Genomic DNA, 22,347 nt, shown 5'->3' with positions numbered 1-22,347 from the left:
GCTCGTTCGGTCGTTGAGCGCGTGTGCCGTCTTGTTGCCTTGTCTGATATCTGTGCAGGAGCGCGCCTGAGCCGCGCGACTGCAAAGGAGGCGGCTTCGCTTCAGAGAGTAAGCGTCAACTTGCTCAGCAATGCTCCCGGCAGCTGATTCGACGCTGTCTGACGTTGACTGTAGGTACTTGCCGACAGGATGAGTTCCCTTTCTCTGGTCAATTGTTCCAGCGAGTCGCCCAGCAGGCTGAAAATGCTGTCATCGAAACGCATGGTGCTGACCGGCGCCTTGATCTGGCCGTTCTCGACCCAGAACGTTGCAAACCGGGTCATCCCGGTAATACGTCCTGCTGCGCGGTCGGAGAAGTTCAGGTACCACAGGTTGCTGATGTACAGCCCGGTGCCCAGTTCCTTGAGCACTTCTTCCAGTGGCAGTGAACCATTTTTCATGCTCAGCGCAGTCGGCGATTCGCCCCAGCCGGCGCCGTTGGCCGTCAGGCCATATTCGGCAGCGCTGCGCGAGCCGATCAGTCGATCCTTGGCAGCGCCGGCCGTTACCAAGGACAGATCCGAGCGTGGGTAACCCTCGTCTGAAAATGCCGGAGACAGTGAACCGGTGACTTGTTCATCAAGGCTCACCAGCCGATTGAGCCCGGCTTGACCATCGTATAGCCGCTGCAACGGGCTGGTCTTGTCCGCCAGGGACTGCGCCGAGAAACCACCCCAGCACATAATGCCCACCACTTCTTCCAGCGCCGCGGGTGCCAGGTAGGCGCGATATTGGCCGGGCGCGAGGGGGTGTGCTGGATGACCGAGGAACACCAGCTGTTCCCGAGCCAGGGCGAAACGTTTGGAGAATGCCTCATCGCTCCACGCGTGACCGGCATAGCTGGCCTTCACGGCCTGACCGTTTTCGTGGAACAGACTCCAGTCGAAGTTGAAACTGTTCGCCTGATGCCAGCCCAGCGCGCCGTGGGAACTGGCGAACCCGCGATAGATCGGGCCAGCGGCGTAAATCCCCACCAGATCCAGGCCTTCACTCAACTGCGCGATGCGATCGACCACATGCGCGCTGTCGGGCAGCGGCACATCCTGAACGTTGCTGCTCTGCCAGGCCTCATCGTTGAGCAGCAGATAGGGATCGGCCGGCACCAGTTCAAGGGTCTCGCGCAGCTGATGCAGGGCATCGTCCAGACGCTGCCGGTCCACGGTTTCATCGCCCGACAGCGTCAGGTTGAGGTTAGCGTGGCGGCCGTCCTCGATCAGTTTGAAGTGCAGACTGGCCTGCTGAACGTGACCGGCCTGACGGACCTTGGCGTGGTTGAAGCGAATGAAGTCCGACGCCTCGGCGTTGTAACTGAGGGTGAAGCGTTCCTGTCCGGTGATCGCACTTTGCAGTGACTCGACCAACGCTTTGAACTGGGTTTGATGGGACATCAGGCGTCACCTCCGAAAACGTCGACATTGGCAAATACGCATGAGGGCGAAGCATGACCTACGCGTATCACCTGATTGGGTTCGCCCTTGCCGCAGTTCGGCGTGCCCAGCACCTTGAACGTGCTGAGGTCGCCCACCGCGCTGAGGTTGCGCCAGAACTGAGCCGAGATGGCCCGGTAGTTCGGGTTCTTGACCACGCCCTTGAGCTCGCCGTTTTCGATCAACTGACCCCACTCGCAACCGAACTGGAATTTGTTGCGTGCATCGTCGATCGACCATGAGCGGTTGGTGCTCATCAGAATGCCGCGCTCGATGCCGCCGATCAGTTGCGGCAGGGTCTTGTCGCCCGGCTCGATATTGAGGTTGGCCATGCGGTCGATCGGCGCGCGGTTCCAGCTGCTGGCGCGGCTATTGGCAACGCCTTCCATGCCGCTACGGTACTGCGAGAGCGCGCCGCCCAAAGGCCGCTCCAACACACCTTCCCTGATCAGAAACTGTTTGCTGGCCTGCGTGCCATCGTCGTCGTAGCCGTAGCTCGCCAGTTGCTCAGGGATCTGCGGGTCGAAAGTTACGTTGAGCAGCTTCGAGCCATATTGCAGGCTGCCGAAGTCGCTGGTTTTGACGAAGCTGGTACCCGCGTAGTTGCGCTCGTCACCGAGGATGCGGTCCAGTTCCAGTGGATGTCCGATGGACTCGTGGATCTGCAGCGTCATCTGATCGGGGGTCAGCAACAGATCGCGTGGGCCGGTGGGTGTGTTGGGCGCCATGATCAATTGCAGCGCCTGGTCGGCGACCTTGGCGGCGGCGCCAATGATGCCGCAGGCAGCGATGACTTCTGCGCTGCCTTGCTGGCCGAAGTTTTCGCGGCCCAGGCTGCGGGTCTGGCTGCCTTGACCGTCGTAAGCGGTGACGCTCAGGCCGGGAAAGACAAAGCGCTGGGCTTGGCGAATCTCGGCACCGGCGTTGTTGAGGTAAATCTGCTCGACATTCTCCAGGCCCAGGCTGACTTGCCAGTTGACCAGGCGGTCATCCTTGGGCACGGAGGCCGATTCGCTACCCAGCAAGGCGTAGCATTCGCTGAGGGAAGGAAAGGGAATGCCCAGATTCGGCGAAAGATAATCCGCGCGACTGGTGGCGACGGCGTGGTCGAGCAGGTCGAGCAGTGAATGTGGAGCGAGCTGGCGCGCCTGGGCTTGGGCACGTTCCAGCGCCGCTTGCAGGCCGCGTTGCGAAATATCGTTGGTCGCGGCATAGGCTTCCACGCCGTTGACGCGAACGGTCAGCATGGCGCCTTCGTCGGTGCTCAATTGCGGTGGTTCGGGAACGTTCTTGCGCACCGAGAGGTGCTGGCTGGTCTGTTTGACGTAGCGCAGGGAGAAGAACTGGGCACTGCTCTGCAGGGCTGCGAACCGCTGCTTGAGTTGAGCGGAGAAGTCGAACATGCAGGATGTCTCCTTGGCAATCGGACGGGCAACGGTCCAGATCATAGCGCGGGGAGCTCTACTGCGGGGGACTGGCAAAGAAATGCATCGCCTGACCTGGCCCCTGCGCGACCGTCCTAACCTGCGGTTGCTCTCACAGTGGCCGGGTGCTGACGCTGATTGATCAGCGAGCACAAACCCTGTGGGAGCTTGCGCAGGTGTTACGACGTGACGAACAGGAGGTTTCAGGCGATGAAGATGCATCGCCTGACCTGACCTGACCTTCGGGGCTTACACAGCGGTTATGTGGAACTCACTTCCCGCATCGGTTTGCCACGCACCGGTGCATCACCAGCCACGAAATATTGAGCCGTGCTGCGCGGCAGTGGGGCGCGGCCGCGGATCTTGTCGGCGATTTTCTCGGCGATCATGATCGTCGGTGCGTTGAGGTTGCCGGTGGTGATGATCGGCATGATCGACGCATCGACCACACGCAGGCTTTGCAGGCCATGCACACGACCCTCTCCGTCGACCACCGCCATTTCGTCATTGCCCATCTTGCACGAGCAGGAAGGGTGATACGCGGTCTCGGCATGCTCGCGCACGAATTTATCCAGTTGCTCGTCGCTCTGCACTTCGATGCCGGGGCTGATCTCGCGACCACGGTACTTGTCCAGCGCGGGTTGCTGCATGATTTCGCGAGTCAGGCGGATGCCGTCGCGGAATTCCTGCCAGTCCTGCTCGGTGGCCATGTAGTTGAAGAGGATGCTCGGGTACTCGCGCGGGTTCTTGGATTTGAGCTGCACGCGGCCTCGGCTCGGCGAGCGCATCGACCCCACGTGGGCCTGGAAACCATGTTCTTTCACGCCCTTGCTGCCGTTGTAATTAATTGCCACCGGTAGGAAGTGGTACTGAATGTTCGGCCACTCGAACTCTTCGCGTGAACGGATGAAACCACCGGCTTCGAACTGATTGCTTGCGCCAATGCCTTTGCCGAGGAACATCCACTCGGCGCCAATGGCCGGCTGGTTCCACCAGAGTAGGGAAGGGTAGAGCGAGACTGGCTCTTTGCAAGCGTATTGCAGGTACATCTCCAGGTGATCCTGAAGGTTCTCACCGACACCGGGCAGATCGTGGACCACGGGGATATCGAGCTTTTTCAGCAGTTCGGCAGGGCCGACGCCGGAACGTTGCAGGACCTGAGGCGACGCGATCGCGCCGCTGCACAATAGAACTTCCTTGCGCGCGCGGGCTTCGATGCGGGTGTCGCTGTCACCGACCATATAGGCGACACCAACGGCCCGCTTGTTCTCGAACACAATCCGGTCAGTCAGCGCGTGAGTGACAATGGTCAGGGTCGAGCGCTTCTTGGCCTCATCCAGATAGCCGCGTGCGGTGCTGGCGCGACGGCCATTGGGCGTCACAGTGCGGTCCATCGGGCCGAAGCCCTCCTGCTGATAACCGTTGAGGTCGTCGGTGCGGGGATAGCCCGCCTGTACCCCGGCTTCAACCATCGCGTGGAACAGCGGATTGTTGCCCGCCTTCGGCGTGGTCACGCTGACCGGGCCTTCGCCGCCGTGATAGTCGTTGGGACCGATATCGCGTGTTTCGGCTTTGCGGAAGTACGGAAGGCAGTCGAGGTAGGCCCAGTTCTCAAGGCCTGGCAGTTTTGCCCAGCCGTCATAGTCCATCGCATTGCCGCGGATGTAGCACATGCCGTTGATCAGCGACGAACCGCCCAAGCCCTTGCCGCGACCGCATTCCATGCGGCGGTTGTTCATGTGAGGCTCTGGCTCGGTTTCGTATGCCCAGTTGTAGCGGCGACCCTGGAGCGGGAACGCCAGCGCGGCTGGCATCTGGGTGCGGAAGTCGGCGCGGTAGTCCGGGCCGCCAGCTTCGAGCAGCAGAACAGTGACGCCTGCGTCTTCGGTAAGACGGGTCGCCAGGGTATTACCGGCCGAACCGGCGCCGATGATGATGTAATCAAATTCTTGGGACATGACATCCTCCGTTCAGAAGTTTTTGGCGGGGGAAGTGAGGGGGAACGTTGGCCGTTCGACCCCCGGGCACCCCATGCTGGTGCGCTAGCCGAACTGGCCTCTGGCTAATGAATTCGCTCCCACAGGGGACGTGTTCTCCCTGTGGGATCGCCTCCCCTCTGTGGGAGCGGATTCATTCCGGGCGGCATTCCAACGATGGCGTCAGCCGGTGTTTACCAAGGCAGTGGGTCAAAACACCGAAGCGTAGTCACCCAGCTCAACCTGGACGGACTTGATGCGCGTGTACTGCGCCAACGAGCTGATGCCGTTCTCGCGACCGACGCCCGATTGCTTGTAACCACCCACCGGCATCTTCGCGTCGGATTCGCCCCAGGCGTTGATCCAGCAGATACCGGCGTCCAGCTGATGAATCACGCGGTGAGCGCGGTTCAGGTCGCGAGTCACGACACCCGCTGCCAGACCCATTTCGGTGTCGTTGGCACGGCGGATCACTTCTTCCTCGGTTTCATAGCTGAGTATGCTCATGACCGGGCCAAAGATTTCTTCCTTGACGATGGTCATGTCGTCGCGGCAGTCGGTGAAAACGGTCGCGGCCACAAATGCGCCTTTGGCGAATTCACCTTCGGTCAGACGCTCGCCGCCGATCAACAGGCGGGCACCTTCTTCCTTGCCCTTGGCGATGTAGCTCAGCACGCTGTCCATGTGGGCGAAGCTGACCAGCGGGCCGAAGTTGGTGTCGTCGATCTGTGGGTTACCCACACGAATGCGTTTGACGCGCTCGACGATCTTAGCCTCGAACGCAGCCTTCAAGGCGCTCGGCACGAACACCCGAGTGCCGTTGGTGCAGACCTGACCGGAACTGTAAAAATTGGCCATCATGGCGATATCGGCGGCGCGATCCAGGTCGGCGTCATCGAAGATGATCAGCGGCGACTTGCCGCCCAGTTCCATGGTCACTTCCTTGAGCGACGAGCTCGAGGCGCTGGCCATGACTTTCTTGCCGGTATCGACACCGCCGGTGAACGAGATTTTTTCGATGCGCGGGTGCTCGGTCAGCCAGCTGCCGACTTCACGACCGCTGCCGGTCAGCACGTTGAACACGCCATCAGGCAAGCCCGCTTCGGTGTAGATCTCGGCCAGTTTCAGGGTGGTCAACGAGGTGACTTCGCTTGGCTTGAAAATCATCGCGTTACCCGCTGCGAGCGCTGGCGCGGATTTCCACAGGGCAATCTGGATCGGGTAGTTCCAGGCGCCGATGCCAACGGTCACGCCCAGCGGTTCACGACGGGTGTAGACGAACGAGGAGGTGCGCAGCGGGATCTGTTCGCCTTCGATGGCGGGCACCAGGCCTGCGTAATACTCCAGTACGTCGGCGCCAGTGACGATGTCCACGTACCTGGTTTCGGAAATCGCCTTGCCGGTGTCCAGGGTTTCCAGTTCAGCCAGCTCATCGTTGCGTTCACGCAAGATGTCCACGGCGCGACGCAGGATGCGCGAACGCTCCATGGCGGTCATCGCTGCCCAGATTTTCTGACCTTTTTCAGCGCTGACCACGGCACGTTCGACGTCTGCTTCGGTGGCGCGCTGGATGTTGGCGAGTACTTCGCCATTGGCCGGGTTGATGGCTTCGAAGGTCGCGTCGCTGCTGGCGTCGACATAACCGCCGTCAATGTAGAGTTTTTGCAATTCGAAACGGGCCATAGTGTCCTCGCAGTTGTCTGTGATGGGCGTTGATCGGGCGCGCCGTGCGCTGCTCGACCCTTTTGCGGCCGCTGTTTCAGCGCGGCGCTTTTGCCAGTTGGAAATCCATGTATTCGTAGGCGATCTGTTGCGCCTGTTCGGTATCGAAGTCATCGCCCGAGAGCGCGCCGCGTAGCCACAAGCCATCAATCAGCGCTGCCAGACCCCGCGCGGCGGAGCGCGCCTGATCCAGCGTCAGCACGCGGCGAAACTGGCAGCACAAGTTCGAGTACAGGCGGTGATCGTTGATCCGCTGCAGGCGGTGCAGCGTGGGCGAATGCATACTGGTGGCCCAGAAGGCCAGCCAGGTTTTCATCGCCGGTCCGTTGACCTGGCTGGCATCGAAGTTGCCCTCGATGATCACTTTCAGATGCGCCCTCGGGCTGTCATCGGTCAACGCCTGACGTCGTTCGGCAACGTTAATGATCAGTGCATTCATCAGGTGGCGCATGGTCGCTGCGATCAGGCCGTTCTTGTCCTGAAAGTAGTGACTGATGATGCCGTTGGAGACCCCTGCCAGTTTGGCGATCAATGCAATGCTGGCATCGCCCATCCCGACCTGATCGACCGCCGACAGCGTGGCCTGAATCAGTTGTTGACGCCGAATGGGTTGCATACCGACCTTGGGCATCTTTGAGTCTCCTTGGCTCGCCTGCGTGTGGTGAAAGACTGAAAACGGCCTTCACTCTAATGCTTTTTAATTGAACGTTCAATCAACAAAAAAAGATGCACGAGCAAAAACAGCCATAAGCTTTGAGCTCCAAGCCGCAAGATAAGGGGCGCTACCGCCTTCTCTTGCAGCTTGGACTCGCAGCTTATGGCGGCTGTTTACCCGTGGTTTTTTCCGAGCAAAGCGTGATACAGCTCGCTGTCACCCAGAATGCCGACCAACTGATTGTTCTCTTGCAACACCAGTTTGTTGCCGGTGTGATAACGGATCTGCAAGGCTTCGCGCATGCCGATGTCCGAGTGCACCACGGTTGGCTTGCGCCCCAGATTCTCTACTGCCTGACCCGGCTCCCAGCTTTGCAGATCCAGTGTCGCGCCGTGCTGGCGGGCGCCTTTGATGGTGTTGCCGTCAACCAGATCGATCCACGAATCATCGCCCGGATCCAGGCACACCTGCGAACCGTTGATGCGTGTGCAGTCGTTGATCGGGCGCATCAGGCTGCGGCCGCACAGGACGTTCAGCGGGTTGGTGTGCGCAACGAAGGTTCGTACGTATTCGTCCGCCGGGTTGAGGACGATCTCTTCCGGCACGCTGTGCTGGATGATCCGGCCGTCTTTCATGATCGCGATACGGGTGCCGAGCTTGAGGGCTTCGTCCAGGTCGTGACTGACGAACACAATGGTCTTGCTGAGTTTTTTCTGCAGCGCCAGCAACTCATCCTGCAGACCTTGACGGATCAATGGGTCGAGCGCGGAAAAGGGTTCGTCCATCAGCAGGATGTCGGCGTCCATCGCCAGTGCGCGGGCCAGGCCCACCCGTTGCTGCATACCGCCGGAGAGTTCGTCTGGCTTCTTGTTGCGCCATTGGGTCAGGCCGACCAGTTCGAGTTTTTCGTCGACCAGTTGGCGACGCTCCTTCTCAGGGCGGCCCTGCATTTCCAGCCCGAAGCTGATGTTCTCGCGAACGGTCAGCCAGGGCATCAGGGCGAATTTCTGGAAGACCATGGCGATGCGCTTGGTGCGCATCATTTTCAGTTCGGCGGGGGTGCAGTTGGCGATGTTGATCTGTTTGCCTTCGTGCTCGACGAACAGCGAGCCACGGCTGACGGTGTTCAAGCCGTTGATGCAGCGCAGCAGGCTGGACTTGCCCGAACCGGACAGCCCCATCAGTACACAGATTTCGCCTTTGTTGACGTCCAGGCTGGCTTTTTCGACGCCGACGATCTGGCCGGTTTTTTTCAGGATTTCTGGTCGCGTCAGGCCCTGATCCAGCAGCTTGAGAGCCTCACGCGGGTCTTTGGAGAAGACGACGTCGACCTGATCGAATTTGATGATGCTCATGCGTCAGCCCTCACTTTAGCGTCGGGTTGTTTGCAGATACGGTCGAGCATGATCGCCAGCAATACGATCGCAAGGCCTGCTTCGAAGCCCAGTGCGATATCAGCAGTGTTCAGTGCGTTGACCACGGGTTTGCCCAGGCCGTCGGCGCCCACCAGGGCAGCGATCACCACCATCGACAACGACAGCATGATGCACTGGGTGATACCAGCCGCAATGCTGGGCATGGCGTGGGGCAGTTCAATCCGCGACAGCAGTTGACGGCGGGAGCAACCGAAGGCCTTGCCGGCGTCGAGCAGTTCTTGCGGGACATCGCAGATGCCCAGATAGGTCAGACGAATAGGCGCGGCAATCGCAAACACCACCGTGGAAATCAGACCCGGTACTACGCCCAGACCGAAGAGGGTCAGGGTTGGAATCAGGTAAACGAAAGTCGGGACGGTCTGCATCAGGTCCAGGACCGGGCGCATGCAGGTGTAGAACATCGGTTTGTGCGCGGCGACGATCCCCAGCGGCACGCCGATCACCACGCAGACCAGAGTGGCGAACAGCACTTGGGCCAGCGTCTCCATGGTTTCCTGCCAGTAGCCCAGGTTCAGGATCAGCAGAAAGGAGATCACGACGAATGCCGTCAGCCCCCATTTACGCTGGATGTAGTGAGCAAGCAGAGCAATCAGGCCGATCAGCACAAAAGGATTGAACCAGGTCAGACCCCAGGTAAGTCCGTGGATCATGGTTTCCAGTGACGAGGCAATGGCGTCGAACGTGCTGGCGCCGTGTTGCGTCAGCCAGTCGACAAAGCCTGCAATGTACTGGCCTAGAGGGATTTTATGATCAGTCAGCATGATATCGGGTGTCCGCGTGCGGGATGAAAAGAGGACAACAGGCGGGCTTGCCCGCCTGCCTGTCGAGTTACTTCGTCAGCTCGGCTTTTGCGGCTTCCAGGCCAGGTTTACCGTCCACGGTGCTGACACCCGCCAGCCAGGTGTCGAGTACTTGCGGGTTTTTCTTCAGCCATGCCTTGGCCGCGGCATCAGGCTTCATCTTGTCGTCGAGGATATTGCCCATCAGCGAGCTTTCCATCGGCAAGGTGAACGACAGGTTTTTCAACAGCTGACCCACGTTGCTGCACTCGCTGGTGTAGCCCTTGCGTGCGTTGGTATAAACGGTGGCCTGACCGAAGTTCGGACCGAAAAAGTCGTCGCCGCCAGTCAGGTACTGGATCTTGAAGCGAGTGTTCATCGGGTGCGGTTCCCAGCCCAGGAACACCACATCGGTGTGGCGCCTGGTTGCGCGATCGACCTGGGACAGCATGCCCGCTTCGCTGGATTCGACGACCTTAAAGCCTGCGTCTTTCAGGCCGAAGGCGTTCTTGTCGATCATGCTCTGGATCAGGCGGTTGCCGTCGTTGCCGGGTTCGATGCCGTAGATCTTGCCGTCGAGCTCTTTCTTGAATTTGACGATATCGGCGAAGTCATGAAGGCCTTTGTCGTACAGCTCTTGAGGCACGGCGAGGGTGTATTTGGCGTTTTCAAGGTTGGCGCGCACGGTCTCGACAGTGCCGGCGTCGCGATAGGCTTTGATGTCGTTTTCCATGGTCGGCATCCAGTTGCCGAGGAACACGTCCATGTTCTTGCCATCGGCCAGCGACTTATAGGTCACGGGCACGGAAATCATGGTCGTCTTGGTTTTATAACCCAGTGACTGCAGCACGACGCTGGTGACGGCGGTGGTCGCGGTGATATCGGTCCAGCCTACATCGGAAAAATTGACCGTTTGGCAAGCTGCGGGCTCTGCGGCCTGTGCCAGCATTGGCAGACTCAGCGCAACGCCCAGCAACAGCTTTTGTGAACCTTTCATGGTTGGACTCCTTAGGTGTTTTCTTCTCGTCATCAGCCGCGGCTGACGCGTTTTTGGTGTCGGCGAGTCAAGTGGGAAAACAGCTCTATCACTGCGTCTGGCGATTGAGTCGACGACGATCATGTAACAGGCAAAAACAAACGCCTACAGGGTGCGTCGTAACCAGTACAGAGGGGGTCGCATCCAGTGTCAGTGACGTCGCTTACAGCTTTTTTACCCGCCCGGCGACCGCTTTTCGAGTGCCTGAGCGGAAAAAAGTGTCGAAACCAGTGGGTTTTCTTCTCTGGGCAGCGCCTCTGAGCGCTTAGTTTCAGACGCGGCGCTGGTGGACAAGAGTGAGTCGGTGTCAGACGCCGCCTCCCGGTATAAAAGGCTGATGATGCCGCCATCTCGACGGATTGCGCTGCAATCGTAGTAGCTTCGTCGCCGGCCGCATGGCGCGCCGGAAGCCCTGTTCTACGGAGGTTTGCGGCAAATGGCTATCAGCGTGTTCGACCTGTTCAAGATCGGTATCGGCCCCTCCAGTTCGCACACCGTGGGTCCGATGCGGGCCGCGGCGCTATTCGTTCAGGGCCTGCGCGAACGAGACCAGCTGGCGCAGGTGAAACGCATCGAAGTGCGCCTCTATGGTTCGCTGTCGGCGACCGGCGTCGGACACGGCAGCGACAACGCGGTGATCATGGGATTGATGGGCGAGTGGCCGGACGCAATCGACCCGACCTTGATCGGTCGGCGCATCGCCGAACTGCGCGAGACCGACACCCTGAAACTCAATGGCGATCATCCGCTTTCTTTTGTTTGGCAGCGCGACATGCTGTTGATCGACGAGAACCTGCCGTTCCATCCCAATGCCATGACCCTGATTGCCTTCGATGCGAACGGCGAACTCCATCGCGACACCTATTATTCGGTGGGCGGCGGTTTTGTGGTCGATGAGGCGCAAGCGGCGAGTGGCGTGCTGGATGCCGACAGCACGGTGTTGCCTTATGACTTTTCCAGTGCCGAAGAACTGCTAAAGCTGTGCGAAATGCACCACTTGCGAGTCTCGGAATTGATGCTGGAAAACGAAAAGGTCTGGCGCAGCGAAGAGGCGATTCGTGCGGGCCTGATGCGTTTGTGGCGGGCAATGCAGGAATGTGTGGAGCAGGGCCTCCAGCACGAAGGCATTCTGCCGGGTGGCTTGAATGTCCGTCGGCGTGCGGCACGTCTGCATCGCAGCCTTCAGGAGCTGGGCAAACCCAATGTCATCGGCTCGACACTGAGCGCGATGGAGTGGGTCAATCTGTTCGCGCTGGCGGTCAATGAAGAAAACGCAGCAGGCGGGCGCATGGTCACGGCGCCCACCAACGGCGCTGCAGGCATTATCCCGGCGGTGCTGCATTACTTCGTGAAGTTCAGCGATGAAGTCAGTGAGGCCAATGTCGTGGATTACTTCCTCGGCGCGGCGTCGATCGGCATCCTGTGTAAAAAGAACGCGTCGATATCTGGCGCCGAGGTGGGTTGCCAAGGCGAGGTCGGTTCGGCTTGCGCAATGGCCGCCGCCGGTCTGGCAGATATTTTAGGGGCTACGCCTGAGCAGCTGTGCAACGCGGCGGAAATAGGTCTGGAGCACAACCTGGGTCTTACCTGCGACCCAGTGGGCGGTTTGGTCCAAGTACCCTGCATCGAGCGCAATGCGATTGCCGCCGTGAAAGCCATCAACGCCGCACAGATGGCGCTGCGCGGTGACGGCCAGCACTTTATCTCGCTGGACCGCGTCATCCGCACCATGCGCGACACCGGCGCCGACATGCACGACAAATATAAGGAAACCTCGCGCGGTGGGTTGGCGGTGAGTGCGGTGGAGTGTTGAGTCGTTAGGTTGGCGTTGCCTGTCTGGCGTCTTCGTGAGCAAGCTCGCTCCCACAGTGGTCTGCGTGTACACGACATCTGCTGGATTGTGAGTCTCCTGTGGGTGCTTGTTAGTGAACGGCTGCTTTTTGTGCCGATGCCTTCGCAAGCCAACTCACAGTGCTTCGCGTATACGCAATATTGTTGGCTTGCGAGGCGCCTGTGGGAGTGAGCTTGCTCACGAAGAGGTTAGTTACGCTCGCAGGTATGGATCGACTGAAGTGGCTCTGCTCGTTTTTCGCTCACATCCCAGACCTGTCGCTGCCTTTTGGCGCGTGATCGGTATCGCATGGCGCAAAGCCATACCGTAGGAGCGCTACCGGTCTTTCTCCGGTCACCTGTGCATGGAGTGACACTCTCCTTATTCGCGATATTTCGGCGCGTCACACAAGTGCTACCGAATTGCTCATCCCGCCCGCCGTTCCGCGTCTCCAGGACCAGCAGATCGCTAACTGAACGCCCATGTCGCAGCCCAATAGACGCATCGCGACGTCGCAATCGGGGTTTATTGAATGCCCATTCAACTTTAGGCATGGCATTTGCGTTGCAATACACAATGCTCTCCGTAGACGAGGGCCAGACAACAAGAGCCTCTTGGTGGGGCCATCAAACTGCTTTTCGTGTGAGGAGATACCGTGATGACTTCGTTCAACTCCGGGGCTCAACCCCAGAACCGTACGCCTCAATCCATCGGCTTTCTGCTGTTGGACAATTTCACACTGATCTCCCTCGCATCGGCGGTTGAGCCACTGCGCATGGCCAACCAGCTTTCCGGTCGCGAACTGTATCGCTGGACCACGCTTACCGCCGATGGTGGCCAGGTCTGGGCCAGCGATGGACTGCAAATAACCCCCGACTCGTCGGTGCACAAAGCACCGGTGCTGGACACGGTGATCGTCTGCGGTGGCGTCGGTATTCAGCGTACCGTGACACGCGAGCATGTGAGCTGGCTGCAAAGCCAGGCGCGGCAGTCCAAGCGTCTCGGCGCGGTTTGCACCGGCAGTTGGGCCTTGGCGTGCGCCGGTCTGCTGGACGGTTTCGACTGCAGCGTGCATTGGGAGTGCCTGGCAGCGATGCAGGAAGCGTTCCCGCGAGTGGCGATGAGTACCCGGCTGTTCACCCTTGACCGTAACCGCTTCACCAGCTCCGGCGGCACCGCGCCGCTGGACATGATGCTGCACCTGATCAGCCGCGATCACGGGCGTGAACTGTCCGCCGCGATCTCGGAAATGTTCGTCTACGAGCGTATTCGTAACGAGCAGGACCATCAGCGCGTGCCGCTCAAGCATATGCTTGGCACCAATCAGCCGAAGCTGCAGGAAATCGTCGCGCTGATGGAGGCTAACCTCGAAGAGCCGATCGACCTCGACGAGTTGGCAGTCTATGTCGCAGTCTCCCGGCGTCAGCTCGAAAGGCTGTTCCAGAAGTACCTGCATTGCTCGCCGTCACGCTACTACCTGAAGCTGCGCCTGATTCGCGCCCGGCAGTTGCTCAAGCAAACCCCGATGTCGATCATCGAAGTGGCGTCGGTCTGTGGCTTCGTCTCCACCCCGCACTTTTCCAAGTGCTACCGCGAATACTTTGGCATCCCGCCGCGCGATGAGCGCGTAGGCTCCAACACCGCGCAGCAGGTTGCGCTGATGCCGATTCCACAGGCGCTGATCCTGGCGCCGCTCTCCGGCCCGCTGTCGGCCCTGAGCCAGGCGCGCAACGAGTCGACGTTTGCCAGTGTGAGACTGTAGGCACGGCCTAGGCTTGAACCATTCACCTATTCTTGAAGGTGGAATCATGTCCGGAGCTAATACAAGTCAGAACTGAGCAGCGCGGTTGTAGAAATTTTTGATCAGGACGTGCGAGTAGATGTCGCCCAGATCAGACCTGATGGTTCCTGGAGTCTATCGATCAACACATTGTCTCCAGGCCATCACAACTTTACTGCGAAGACGCCCAATGGCCAGGTCATTTCCAAGGCTTGGGATATAAATGCGGTGGCGCCTTTGAGTATCGGTGCTAACCATCTGATGGCGATTTCTTATTACTGTATTGTTAGAGGTAAGCCGCCAGAACCCGGCCCCCCTAAAGCGCGATACCAGCGCATTGCTACGGGAGGTGTCCCACCTTACACTTATTCGTCCTCCAATCTGGAGGTTGCGAAGGTGGGCGAATCCGGAGTGGTGCGTGCTGCAGGCAATGGGTCGGCGGTCATTGAGGTGCGTGACTCGGTAAACAATGTCGCTCGTTACACGATCAGTTTTTCCGGTATTCAGCAGGTAGCCTTGGGTGCCCCCGTTTCATGGGGACAATCGGAGTCAGACCGCCCATGGGTGGCTGCGTCATTAAGCTTGCAGGAAATGCAGCTGCTCTATATCTCCTACAGGCCTTATACCGACAACATAACTGCATTCTTGGGATGGTCAGATTCCAAGTATTGGACATCAACCAACATCCCTGACCTGCCCACGGCCTATGCGTTCCGGTTAAATGACGGGGAGGCATATTCAGCGCAAGGTGGTACCGTGCTTCGCTCATTGTTAAGAGCCTGATCTCGCGGGACTCTGCGCTCGGAAAGTTGACGCCGTGGCCAATTGACGGGATATGAATGAACTCCAGCACCGCCAGCGTTATACGCTGGATCAAGCGACGTCATGCTTTCCACAGGCATGCTGATAATGCGCCAACGCCGGCAACAACTGCTGATCGATCGCCTGACGCACCGCCGGCAGGATGGTCGCGCTGGCGCTGAGCATCTTCTCCACCAACTGACGCAACGCCCGGGCGCGGTCTTCGTTAAGGCCGCACACCGCTTGGGCGCAGGCTTGCTCGGCGGTGGCGCCCGATGGCATTTCAAAGCCCAGGGACCGGAGTTGTCCCAATAGATCATCCTGGTCGATCAGGTCGGCATGCATCATTACGCTCGCTCCTTTTATTGAGATTGAGCCGATTCTGGTAGCGCTGCCTGCGCTGGGCAATACCTGTCGTCGGCAATGTCTGCCCTGCACATCAGTGTGTCGGTTTTGACTATGTACCGTTTGGTTAATTCGGCATAATGGCCTCACTTAACATTGCTCGAACCAAGGTTTGGTCACCTTCTGGTCCGAGTAATTACCTCAACCCCGGTTTTGTAACGGCTTAACCGGGGCTTTTTTTGCCTGTCGTTTGGGCTGACGGGGTTCGGACTACGAGCGGTCTGCGCAAAACTGGCTGTTTTGCTAAACTGCGCAGCCTTCCAGGAGCTGCCATGAATTACCGTCACGCCTTCCACGCCGGCAACCATGCCGACGTCTTGAAACATATCGTCCTGACTCGCTTGATCGCGCTGATGTCGCGCAAGGAACAACCGCTCGCCTATATCGACACCCATGCGGGCCTGGGTCTTTACGACCTGCAGGGCGATCAGGCCACGCGCACTGGTGAATGGATCGAAGGGATTGGCCGTCTTTGGGAGGCAGATGATATTCCCGCAGTGGCGGCCGGTTACATGGATGAGATTCGCCACATGAACCGCAAGACCGGCGAGCTGCGTTATTACCCCGGCTCCCCTGAGCTGGCGCGCCGCGTGACCCGTGAGCAGGACCGTGTGTTGCTCAACGAGAAACATCCTGAAGATGGCGCGCTGCTCAAGGACAACATGAAATACGATCGCCGCGTCGCCGTGCATCTGGGCGAGGGCTGGCATGTGCCGCGTGCCTTGCTGCCGGTGCAGGAGAAGCGTGCTGTGATGCTGATCGATCCGCCTTTCGAACAGCTGGACGAAATGAAGCGCTGTTCGGTTGCGCTGAAAGAGACCATCGGCCGCATGCGGCAGACGGTTGCAGCGATCTGGTACCCGATCAAGGATCAGCGTGCGCTCAAGCGTTTTTATCAGGATCTGGCCGAAACCGGTGCGCCAAAGCTGCTGCGTGTCGAATTGCTGGTGCACCCGCTGGACACACCGAACAGCCTCAACGGCTCAGGCTTGGCGATTGCCAATCCGCCGTGGGGGCTGGAAGAGGAGTTGCGAGAATTGCTGCCCTGGCTGGCCGATAAACTGGGGCAGACCCAAGGGGATTGGCGGATGGATTGGCTGATTGCTGAGGCGTGATCGACGCCACCTAGACGCCGCCTAAAAGGTAGAAGCGCGCTTGCCGGCGATGATCGTTCCTACACTTCGCGTGGTAACGCACACCGTGACGTTGCGCATCACCACGATAGTCGACGCAGAGCGGCATTCCCACGCAGTGTGTGGGAACGATCAGGGCACTTGTGTTCTGACAGATGGTTCGGCTTATCGGATTTATTACCGCTGCGCGGTAGATCGCTGGCAAGCCTCCCACCCCTCCGGGCACAGGTACGCCCCGGTCCATTCAACGCCCGGGCGTGCCGCGATCTTCCTTAAGGATTCAGACTCGGCGGCATGCATACACCTGTTCCGCCAATCCCGCAGTAACCCTGCGGGTTCTTCGCCAGATATTGCTGATGATAGGCCTCGGCGAAATACATGGTCGGGGCTTCGTCGATCTCGGTGGTGATCTCGCCCAGCCCGGCTTTGGTTAGTTGATCCTGAAACACCTTAGCGCTGGCCTTGGCGGCTTCCAGTTGCTCAGGTTTGGTCGCATAGATCACCGAGCGGTACTGGGTGCCGATGTCGTTGCCCTGGCGCATGCCCTGGGTCGGGTTGTGCAGCTCCCAGAACATCGCCAGCAACGCCTCGTAGCTGATTTTCTCCGGTTCATACACCACCAGCACCACTTCGCTGTGGCCTGTGAGCCCCGAGCAGACTTCCTCGTACGTCGGGTTAGGCGTAAAGCCGCCTGCGTAGCCGACGACTGTGGTGACGACGCCTTCACGCTGCCAGAAACGACGTTCGGCGCCCCAAAAGCAGCCCAGACCGAAAATGGCAAATTCGACGTCTTCAAAGAACGGCCCCAGCAGCGGGCGGCCATTGACGAAGTGTGTCTCTGGCAAGGCCATCGGCGTTTCACGGCCCGGCAGCGCTTGCTGGGCGGTTGGCATATCGTTTTTGTTCACAAGAATTTCCGAGCGCAGGGCCATGAGGTCAATCCTCTCTGGGCAGGTGACTGCCATAAGTGGGGTCAGAATTTTCTGACTCAAAGGAAAAACGACCAGTTTGCCGAACAAGACCAGAGGGGGAAAGAGCCGGTGAGATGACTCAGGCCCGCGGCCCGCGAGGGTAGCGGCGCAAGGCGTTGATCAGGTCTTCGCCGGGGATCGGCTTGTCGAACAGATAACCCTGGCCGACATCGCAGCGGTGCCGGCGAAGGAAGGCCAGTTGCTCGGCGGTTTCGATGCCCTCGGCGACTACGGTCAGCTTGAGGTTGTGCGCCATGGCGATGACCGCCGAGGTGATTTCCATGTCGTCCTGATCATCCGGTATGTCGCGGATGAAGCTGCGGTCGATCTTGATCACATCGATGGGAAATTTCTTCAGGTAGCTGAACGACGAATAACCGGTGCCGAAATCGTCCATGGCCAGTGTCAGGCCCAGGGTTTTCAGCGACTCCAGTTGCAGGCGCGTGTCTTCGGTGGCCTCCAGCAGCAAGCCTTCCGTCAGCTCCAGTTCCAGTAGCGAAGGATCGAGTTGTTCTTCACGCAGGATGCTGGCCAGAGAACTGACGAGTTCCGGATCGGAGAACTGCTTGGGCGAAACGTTGATCGCGACGTGCAGCTTGCCGTAGCCGGCGGCCGTCAGTTGCTTGCTCATGCGGCACGACTGACGCGCCACCCACTTGCCGATCGGGATGATCAGGCCGGTTTCCTCGGCCACGCTGATGAACTGGTCCGGGCGGATCATGCCCTTTTCCGGATGATTCCAGCGCAGCAGCGCTTCCATTCCCAATAGCCGACCCGAGCGCAGACAGAGTTTGGGCTGGTAGAACACTTCCAGTTCGTTTTGCGTCAAGGCGCGGCGCAGGTTGTTTTCGACGAATAGCTTGTAGCTGGCTTCGGCGTTGAGTGCTTCGGTGAACACCTGGACCTGATGCTTGCCGTTGGCCTTGGCCTTGTGCAGCGCAAGTCCAGCGTTCTTCATAAGGGTCTGTGGATCGCGCCCGTGCAGCGGTGCGCAGGCCAGCCCCACCGAGCCGGTCACGCTGATCAACTGGTTGTCGACGAACATCGGCTTGTCCAGCGTATCCAGCAGCTGGCTGGCGATGCGCTGGCCTTCTTCAGGGCCGGCATCGTCCAGCAGAACGGCGAACTCGTTACTGGCAAAGCGGGCGAGGATCCCGGTCGGGCTCAGGCTGTTACGCAGACGCCGGGCGAGGCTGATCAGCAACTTGTCGCCGGTCTGGTGGCCCAGGCTGTCGTTGATGCGTTTGAAGTTGTCGATGTCCACCAGCAGCAGGCTGATCGGTGTTTCGACATCCCGGGCGAAATGCTCGTCGAGGTTGCGAATAAACGCCGGACGGTTGCCCAGATTGGTCAGGTTATCGGTGTACGCCAGGCGCTCGATCCGCTGCTGGGAGAGCTTGGCCTGGGTGATGTCTTCGTAGATACCGATGTAATGGGTAAGCTCGCGATTGTCGCCATACACCTTGGAGATCGAGAGCTGACCCCAGTAGGGCTCCAGATTCTTGCGCCGGCTCTTGAATTCGCCTTGCCAACTGTTACCGCTGGTCAGACTTGAGTTGGCGTCGAGCAGCAATGAACCGAGGTTTTCCAGTGCCGGCAGTTCCGACAGACGATGGCCGTGGACTTCATCGGCAGAGTACTGGGTGATCTCTGTAAAACTGGGGTTCACGTACTCCACCACACCGTCGCAGTTGACCAGCAGAAATGCATTGGCACTCTGTTCGACCGCACGCTGGAACAGGTGCAAGGCGTTGGTGGCAGTGCGGCGGTTGTGGTTGTTGATGACTTGGGCAAACTGGTCGGCCAGTTCGCCAGCGAACGCGATCTCGTCTGACTGCCACTCGCGAGCCGTTTCATTGTGGTCAAGGCACAGCACGCCGACCACCTGTCCATCGATGCGTATGCTGGCGTCGAGAATGGCATGGATGTGACGTGGCAGCAGACACTCGGCCAGCTCCCGGGTGCGCGGGTCCTGCGCGATATCGCTGGCGTCGATGGCGCGACTGGTGTGCAAAGCTTCGAGATAAAGGGGAAAGCGACTGATATCGACCGCTTGGGCCCTGAGATACTCACCGGTTTGGCGGCGGTATTCGGCAATGGGTTCAAGCGTCTTGCCGACGAGGTTCCAGATCGCAGCGCGGGGAATGTCGTAAATCTCGCACGCGCTCTTGGTAATCAACTGCGCTGCTTCCTGCAGCGAGTTGCTGGAGCTGTAGCGATGCCGTGCCAGGCGCAGGATCAGACTCTGTTGCGCACGGACGCGCTCCAGATGCTTGAGCTGTTCGTGCTGAGCACGCTGGTTCAATTCCAGGGCGATTTGCAAACGTGAATTCTGAACCTCCAGATCCGGGCTGAACGCCAGTTCGCTGGAATCGAAGACTTGATCGACCACCATCAGATACCCGCGCAGAAGCTCACGGTTGCGCTGGCGATAGCCTTCACCGATCTCCAGCACGCCCAGCGGGCCGCGGGTGGTGTGCAGCGTGTAGCGGATCACGTAATGCGAGCTGCCGGCGAGCTGGGTCTGGATCGCATCGTGCAGCTGATAGCGAGCTTCAGGCTCCATCAGACTGGCATACGGTGCGCCGATGAGTGCGCACAGTTCCATGGCCGGCATGTCAAATTGCTTCTCGCAGTTGGGGTCCAGATAAAGCAACGCCCAACTGGCCTCATTCAGCCGCTCGAAACGCAGCATGCCGAGCCGCGAGGGCACCGGCAATTGCGTCACGACCTCGGCTGCCGAGCGGGCGGCAGCATCAGGTTGGCTTTTCATGAAGAAACTCGCTTTAAGGGTACAGTCGCGCACGGGCGATCAGCCCATTGTGAAATCGCGTGTTGCAAGGTTGCATCATGGCGCACGGGCTGACAAGTGAGCACGATGGCTTAGTGCTATAAATCTGTCGACAAAACGGCGATCGGCTGAAGGTTGTTGGTCGGTATTGATGCGCACGGGCGGCAAATGCTGGCCCATGTCAGGGTATCGGCAGGCATACGCTTAGCTGTAGCTGGCGACTTGTGGCGAGCGGGGAAGTGGGTGGGTTCATTCGCTTGATCGCGGACCGCTAAGCCGTGGCGTACTTCGGTCAAGGACAGGCAAAAAAAGCCCCGCCAATCAGCGGGGTTGAGGTACGAGCGTGGCAGCTCGAAAACAGTACAGACCCGCTCCATACGGAGCGGGCCTTTCAGGCTTACAGCAGAATCGTACGGATATCGGTCAGCACTTCGCCCAGACGCTTGGTGAAGCGAGCAGCCGCGGCACCGTTGATCACGCGGTGATCGTAGGACAGCGACAGCGGCAGCATCAGGCGCGGCTGGAAGGCCTTGCCGTCCCACACCGGTTGCATGGTGGCCTTGGACACGCCCAGGATCGCGACTTCCGGCGCGTTGACGATTGGCGTAAAGCCCGTACCGCCAATGTGACCCAGGCTGGAGATGGTGAAGCAGGCGCCCTGCATGTCGTTGGCCGACAGCTTCTTGGAGCGCGCCTTTTCGGCCAGCTCGGCAGCTTCGGCAGCCAGCTGCAGCAGGCTCTTCTGATCGACGTTCTTGATGACAGGCACCAGCAGGCCATCCGGAGTATCCACCGCGAAACCGATGTGGAAGTACTTCTTGCGAATGACCGCTTTGCCGCTTGGCGCCAGCGAGCTATTGAAGTCCGGTAATTCCTTGAGCAGGTATGCGATGGACTTGAGCAGCAGGGGCAGCACGGTCAGTTTGACGCCGGCTTTTTCAGCGACGGCTTTCTGTGCGACGCGGAAGGCTTCAAGGTCGGTGATGTCGGCCTGGTCGAACTGCGTGACGTGCGGAATGTTCAACCAGCTGCGATGCAGACCGCTTGCGCCCAGTTGCATCAGGCGAGTCATCGGCACTTCTTCGATTTCGCCAAAACGGCTGAAATCGACTTCCGGAATGGGAGGGATGCCCGAGCCACCGGTTGCGCCGCCAGTAGCTGGCGCGTCCTTGGATTGGGTCATGATGGATTTGACGTACGCCTGCACGTCTTCCTTCAGCACGCGGCCATGTGGGCCGGTCGCGGACACCGCGTTCAGCTCGACACCGAACTCGCGAGCCAGCTGACGCACAGCCGGGCCTGCGTGCACTTTCGCGCCGCCAGGCGCAGGCGCAGCGGTCGGAGCAGGCGCCGCTTCAGCTTTCGGCGCTGGCGCAGCAGCAGGCGCATCGGCCTTGGCCGCAGTCGGGGCAGCAGTTTGTGCCGGGGCGGCAGCCGGAGCCGGAGCAGCGCCTGCGACTTTCAGCTTGAGGATCAGGTCGCCCGTACCGACTTCATCTTCGACCTTGACGCTGATGCTTTCGACCACGCCGGCGGCTGGAGACGGGATCTCCATCGAGGCTTTGTCGGATTCCAGCGTGATCAGCGACTGATCGGCTTCGATGCTGTCGCCGACCTTGACCATCAGCTCGATGATGCGGGCCTTGCCCGAGGAGCCGATGTCAGGAACGTGAATGTCCTGAACAGCAGCCTCAGCGGCTGGAGCGGGGGCGGCGGCAGGCGCTGGCGCGGCGGCTTCAGCGGGTTTTTCAGCAGCAGGCGCTGGAGCAGCAGCGGCGGGTTCAGCAGCAGGAGCGGCAGCGCCTTCACCTTCCACTTCCAGTTCGAACAGCTCGTCGCCTTCTTTCAAGCGGTCGCCCAGCTTGACTTTCATGGCCTTGATCACACCGGCTTTTGGCGCAGGGATTTCCATGCTCGCCTTGTCCGATTCGAGCGTCAGCACGCTCTGGTCCGCTTCGATGCGATCACCGACCTTGACCATCAACTCAATGACTTCACCTTCACCGTTGCCGATGTCGGGTACGCGAATTAACTCACTCACAATGTCTCTCCTTAGGAGAACCTGTTCACTCGACTGCGCTGGTGCATTAGCAACGAAACAGCCCGGGATGCTCATTTACCGCAGTAAATTCCGCATCGAA

Annotated in this window: 16 protein-coding genes; 4 read left to right on the top strand and 12 right to left on the bottom strand. The window is 59.5% G+C overall.

Features of this window, described 5'->3' with window-relative positions; all coding sequences use genetic code 11:
- Positions 1-101: 101 nt before the first annotated feature.
- The 8 genes from EC915_RS13270 to EC915_RS13235 form a co-directional block, all read right to left on the bottom strand.
- Positions 102-1,427, bottom strand: coding sequence for a TldD/PmbA family protein (locus EC915_RS13270; protein WP_133750989.1), 1,326 nt, complete (start codon positions 1,425-1,427; stop codon positions 102-104).
- Positions 1,427-2,869 (bottom strand): TldD/PmbA family protein, encoded by a 1,443-nt coding sequence (locus EC915_RS13265; protein ID WP_133750988.1) that lies wholly within the window; start codon positions 2,867-2,869, stop codon positions 1,427-1,429. The genes EC915_RS13270 and EC915_RS13265 overlap by 1 nt, the downstream gene beginning before the upstream one ends.
- A 281-nt stretch (positions 2,870-3,150) precedes the next feature.
- On the bottom strand, positions 3,151-4,848 hold the full coding sequence (betA, locus tag EC915_RS13260; RefSeq protein WP_133750987.1) for a choline dehydrogenase: 1,698 nt from the start codon (positions 4,846-4,848) through the stop codon (positions 3,151-3,153).
- 228 nt (positions 4,849-5,076) lie between these two features.
- Entirely contained in the window at positions 5,077-6,549 is a 1,473-nt protein-coding gene (betB, locus tag EC915_RS13255) for a betaine-aldehyde dehydrogenase (RefSeq protein WP_133750986.1), read from the bottom strand.
- A gap of 76 nt (positions 6,550-6,625) precedes the next feature.
- On the bottom strand, positions 6,626-7,219 hold the full coding sequence (gene betI / locus EC915_RS13250) for a transcriptional regulator BetI (RefSeq protein ID WP_133750985.1): 594 nt from the start codon (positions 7,217-7,219) through the stop codon (positions 6,626-6,628).
- Between the two features lie 197 nt (positions 7,220-7,416).
- Positions 7,417-8,598 (bottom strand): choline ABC transporter ATP-binding protein, encoded by a 1,182-nt coding sequence (gene choV, locus EC915_RS13245; RefSeq protein ID WP_133750984.1) that lies wholly within the window; start codon positions 8,596-8,598, stop codon positions 7,417-7,419.
- Positions 8,595-9,443, bottom strand: a complete 849-nt coding sequence (gene choW / locus EC915_RS13240) for a choline ABC transporter permease subunit (protein ID WP_177413375.1) — start codon at positions 9,441-9,443, stop codon at positions 8,595-8,597. Before choW ends, choV begins: the two co-directional genes overlap by 4 nt.
- Positions 9,444-9,507: 64 nt before the next feature.
- Positions 9,508-10,455, bottom strand: coding sequence for a choline ABC transporter substrate-binding protein (locus EC915_RS13235; RefSeq protein ID WP_133750982.1), 948 nt, complete (start codon positions 10,453-10,455; stop codon positions 9,508-9,510).
- A gap of 475 nt (positions 10,456-10,930) precedes the next feature.
- Here EC915_RS13235 and EC915_RS13230 point away from each other — a divergent pair, with 475 nt between their 5' ends.
- The 3 genes from EC915_RS13230 to EC915_RS13220 all read left to right on the top strand — a co-directional run bounded on the left by EC915_RS13230 (position 10,931) and on the right by EC915_RS13220 (position 14,888).
- Complete coding sequence (locus EC915_RS13230) at positions 10,931-12,307, top strand: L-serine ammonia-lyase (protein ID WP_133750981.1); 1,377 nt, start codon at positions 10,931-10,933, stop codon at positions 12,305-12,307.
- Positions 12,308-12,983: 676 nt separating this feature from the next.
- A complete protein-coding gene (locus tag EC915_RS13225) occupies positions 12,984-14,087 on the top strand; it encodes a GlxA family transcriptional regulator (protein WP_133750980.1) in 1,104 nt (367 codons plus the stop codon).
- A 108-nt stretch (positions 14,088-14,195) separates the two neighbouring features.
- Positions 14,196-14,888 carry a hypothetical protein gene (locus tag EC915_RS13220; protein ID WP_133750979.1) on the top strand — a complete coding sequence of 231 codons (693 nt, stop codon included), beginning with the start codon at positions 14,196-14,198 and terminating at the stop codon, positions 14,886-14,888.
- 90 nt (positions 14,889-14,978) lie between these two features.
- Here the strand turns inward: EC915_RS13220 and EC915_RS13215 are convergent, their stop codons facing one another.
- A complete protein-coding gene (locus EC915_RS13215; protein WP_133750978.1) occupies positions 14,979-15,254 on the bottom strand; it encodes a hypothetical protein in 276 nt (91 codons plus the stop codon).
- Positions 15,255-15,583: 329 nt separating this feature from the next.
- Between EC915_RS13215 and EC915_RS13210 the strand changes: the two genes are divergently transcribed.
- Positions 15,584-16,426: a 23S rRNA (adenine(2030)-N(6))-methyltransferase RlmJ gene (locus EC915_RS13210; RefSeq protein WP_133750977.1), complete on the top strand. Its 843-nt coding sequence runs from the start codon at positions 15,584-15,586 to the stop codon at positions 16,424-16,426.
- Positions 16,427-16,716: 290 nt separating this feature from the next.
- Here EC915_RS13210 and msrA read toward each other — a convergent pair whose 3' ends face one another.
- The 3 genes from msrA to aceF form a co-directional block, all read right to left on the bottom strand.
- The gene (gene msrA, locus EC915_RS13205; RefSeq protein WP_133750976.1) at positions 16,717-17,376 is read right to left on the bottom strand and encodes a peptide-methionine (S)-S-oxide reductase MsrA; all 660 of its coding nucleotides are present in this window, start codon (positions 17,374-17,376) and stop codon (positions 16,717-16,719) included.
- A 118-nt stretch (positions 17,377-17,494) separates the two neighbouring features.
- Positions 17,495-20,188, bottom strand: coding sequence for a bifunctional diguanylate cyclase/phosphodiesterase (locus tag EC915_RS13200; RefSeq protein WP_133750975.1), 2,694 nt, complete (start codon positions 20,186-20,188; stop codon positions 17,495-17,497).
- A gap of 415 nt (positions 20,189-20,603) precedes the next feature.
- A complete protein-coding gene (gene aceF, locus EC915_RS13195) occupies positions 20,604-22,247 on the bottom strand; it encodes a dihydrolipoyllysine-residue acetyltransferase (RefSeq protein ID WP_133750974.1) in 1,644 nt (547 codons plus the stop codon).
- Between the last annotated feature and the right edge of the window lie 100 nt (positions 22,248-22,347).

The sequence above is a fragment of the Pseudomonas sp. LP_7_YM genome (assembly GCF_004364435.1).
Classification (GTDB): Bacteria; Pseudomonadota; Gammaproteobacteria; order Pseudomonadales; family Pseudomonadaceae; genus Aquipseudomonas.
Note: the sequence above shows the minus strand (reverse complement) of the source record. Positions and strands in the feature narration are given on the sequence as shown.

What these genes read in the sequence shown, in the direction of transcription:
- EC915_RS13270 (WP_133750989.1), bottom strand. Translation starts at nt 1,427, where the DNA reads ATGTCCCATCAAACCCAGTTCAAAGCGTTGGTCGAGTCACTGCAAAGT.
- EC915_RS13265 (WP_133750988.1), bottom strand. Translation starts at nt 2,869, where the DNA reads ATGTTCGACTTCTCCGCTCAACTCAAGCAGCGGTTCGCAGCCCTGCAG.
- betA (WP_133750987.1), bottom strand. Translation starts at nt 4,848, where the DNA reads ATGTCCCAAGAATTTGATTACATCATCATCGGCGCCGGTTCGGCCGGT.
- betB (WP_133750986.1), bottom strand. Translation starts at nt 6,549, where the DNA reads ATGGCCCGTTTCGAATTGCAAAAACTCTACATTGACGGCGGTTATGTC.
- betI (WP_133750985.1), bottom strand. Translation starts at nt 7,219, where the DNA reads ATGCCCAAGGTCGGTATGCAACCCATTCGGCGTCAACAACTGATTCAG.
- choV (WP_133750984.1), bottom strand. Translation starts at nt 8,598, where the DNA reads ATGAGCATCATCAAATTCGATCAGGTCGACGTCGTCTTCTCCAAAGAC.
- EC915_RS13235 (WP_133750982.1), bottom strand. Translation starts at nt 10,455, where the DNA reads ATGAAAGGTTCACAAAAGCTGTTGCTGGGCGTTGCGCTGAGTCTGCCA.
- EC915_RS13230 (WP_133750981.1), top strand. Translation starts at nt 10,931, where the DNA reads ATGGCTATCAGCGTGTTCGACCTGTTCAAGATCGGTATCGGCCCCTCC.
- EC915_RS13225 (WP_133750980.1), top strand. Translation starts at nt 12,984, where the DNA reads ATGACTTCGTTCAACTCCGGGGCTCAACCCCAGAACCGTACGCCTCAA.
- EC915_RS13215 (WP_133750978.1), bottom strand. Translation starts at nt 15,254, where the DNA reads ATGATGCATGCCGACCTGATCGACCAGGATGATCTATTGGGACAACTC.
- EC915_RS13210 (WP_133750977.1), top strand. Translation starts at nt 15,584, where the DNA reads ATGAATTACCGTCACGCCTTCCACGCCGGCAACCATGCCGACGTCTTG.
- msrA (WP_133750976.1), bottom strand. Translation starts at nt 17,376, where the DNA reads ATGGCCCTGCGCTCGGAAATTCTTGTGAACAAAAACGATATGCCAACC.
- EC915_RS13200 (WP_133750975.1), bottom strand. Translation starts at nt 20,188, where the DNA reads ATGAAAAGCCAACCTGATGCTGCCGCCCGCTCGGCAGCCGAGGTCGTG.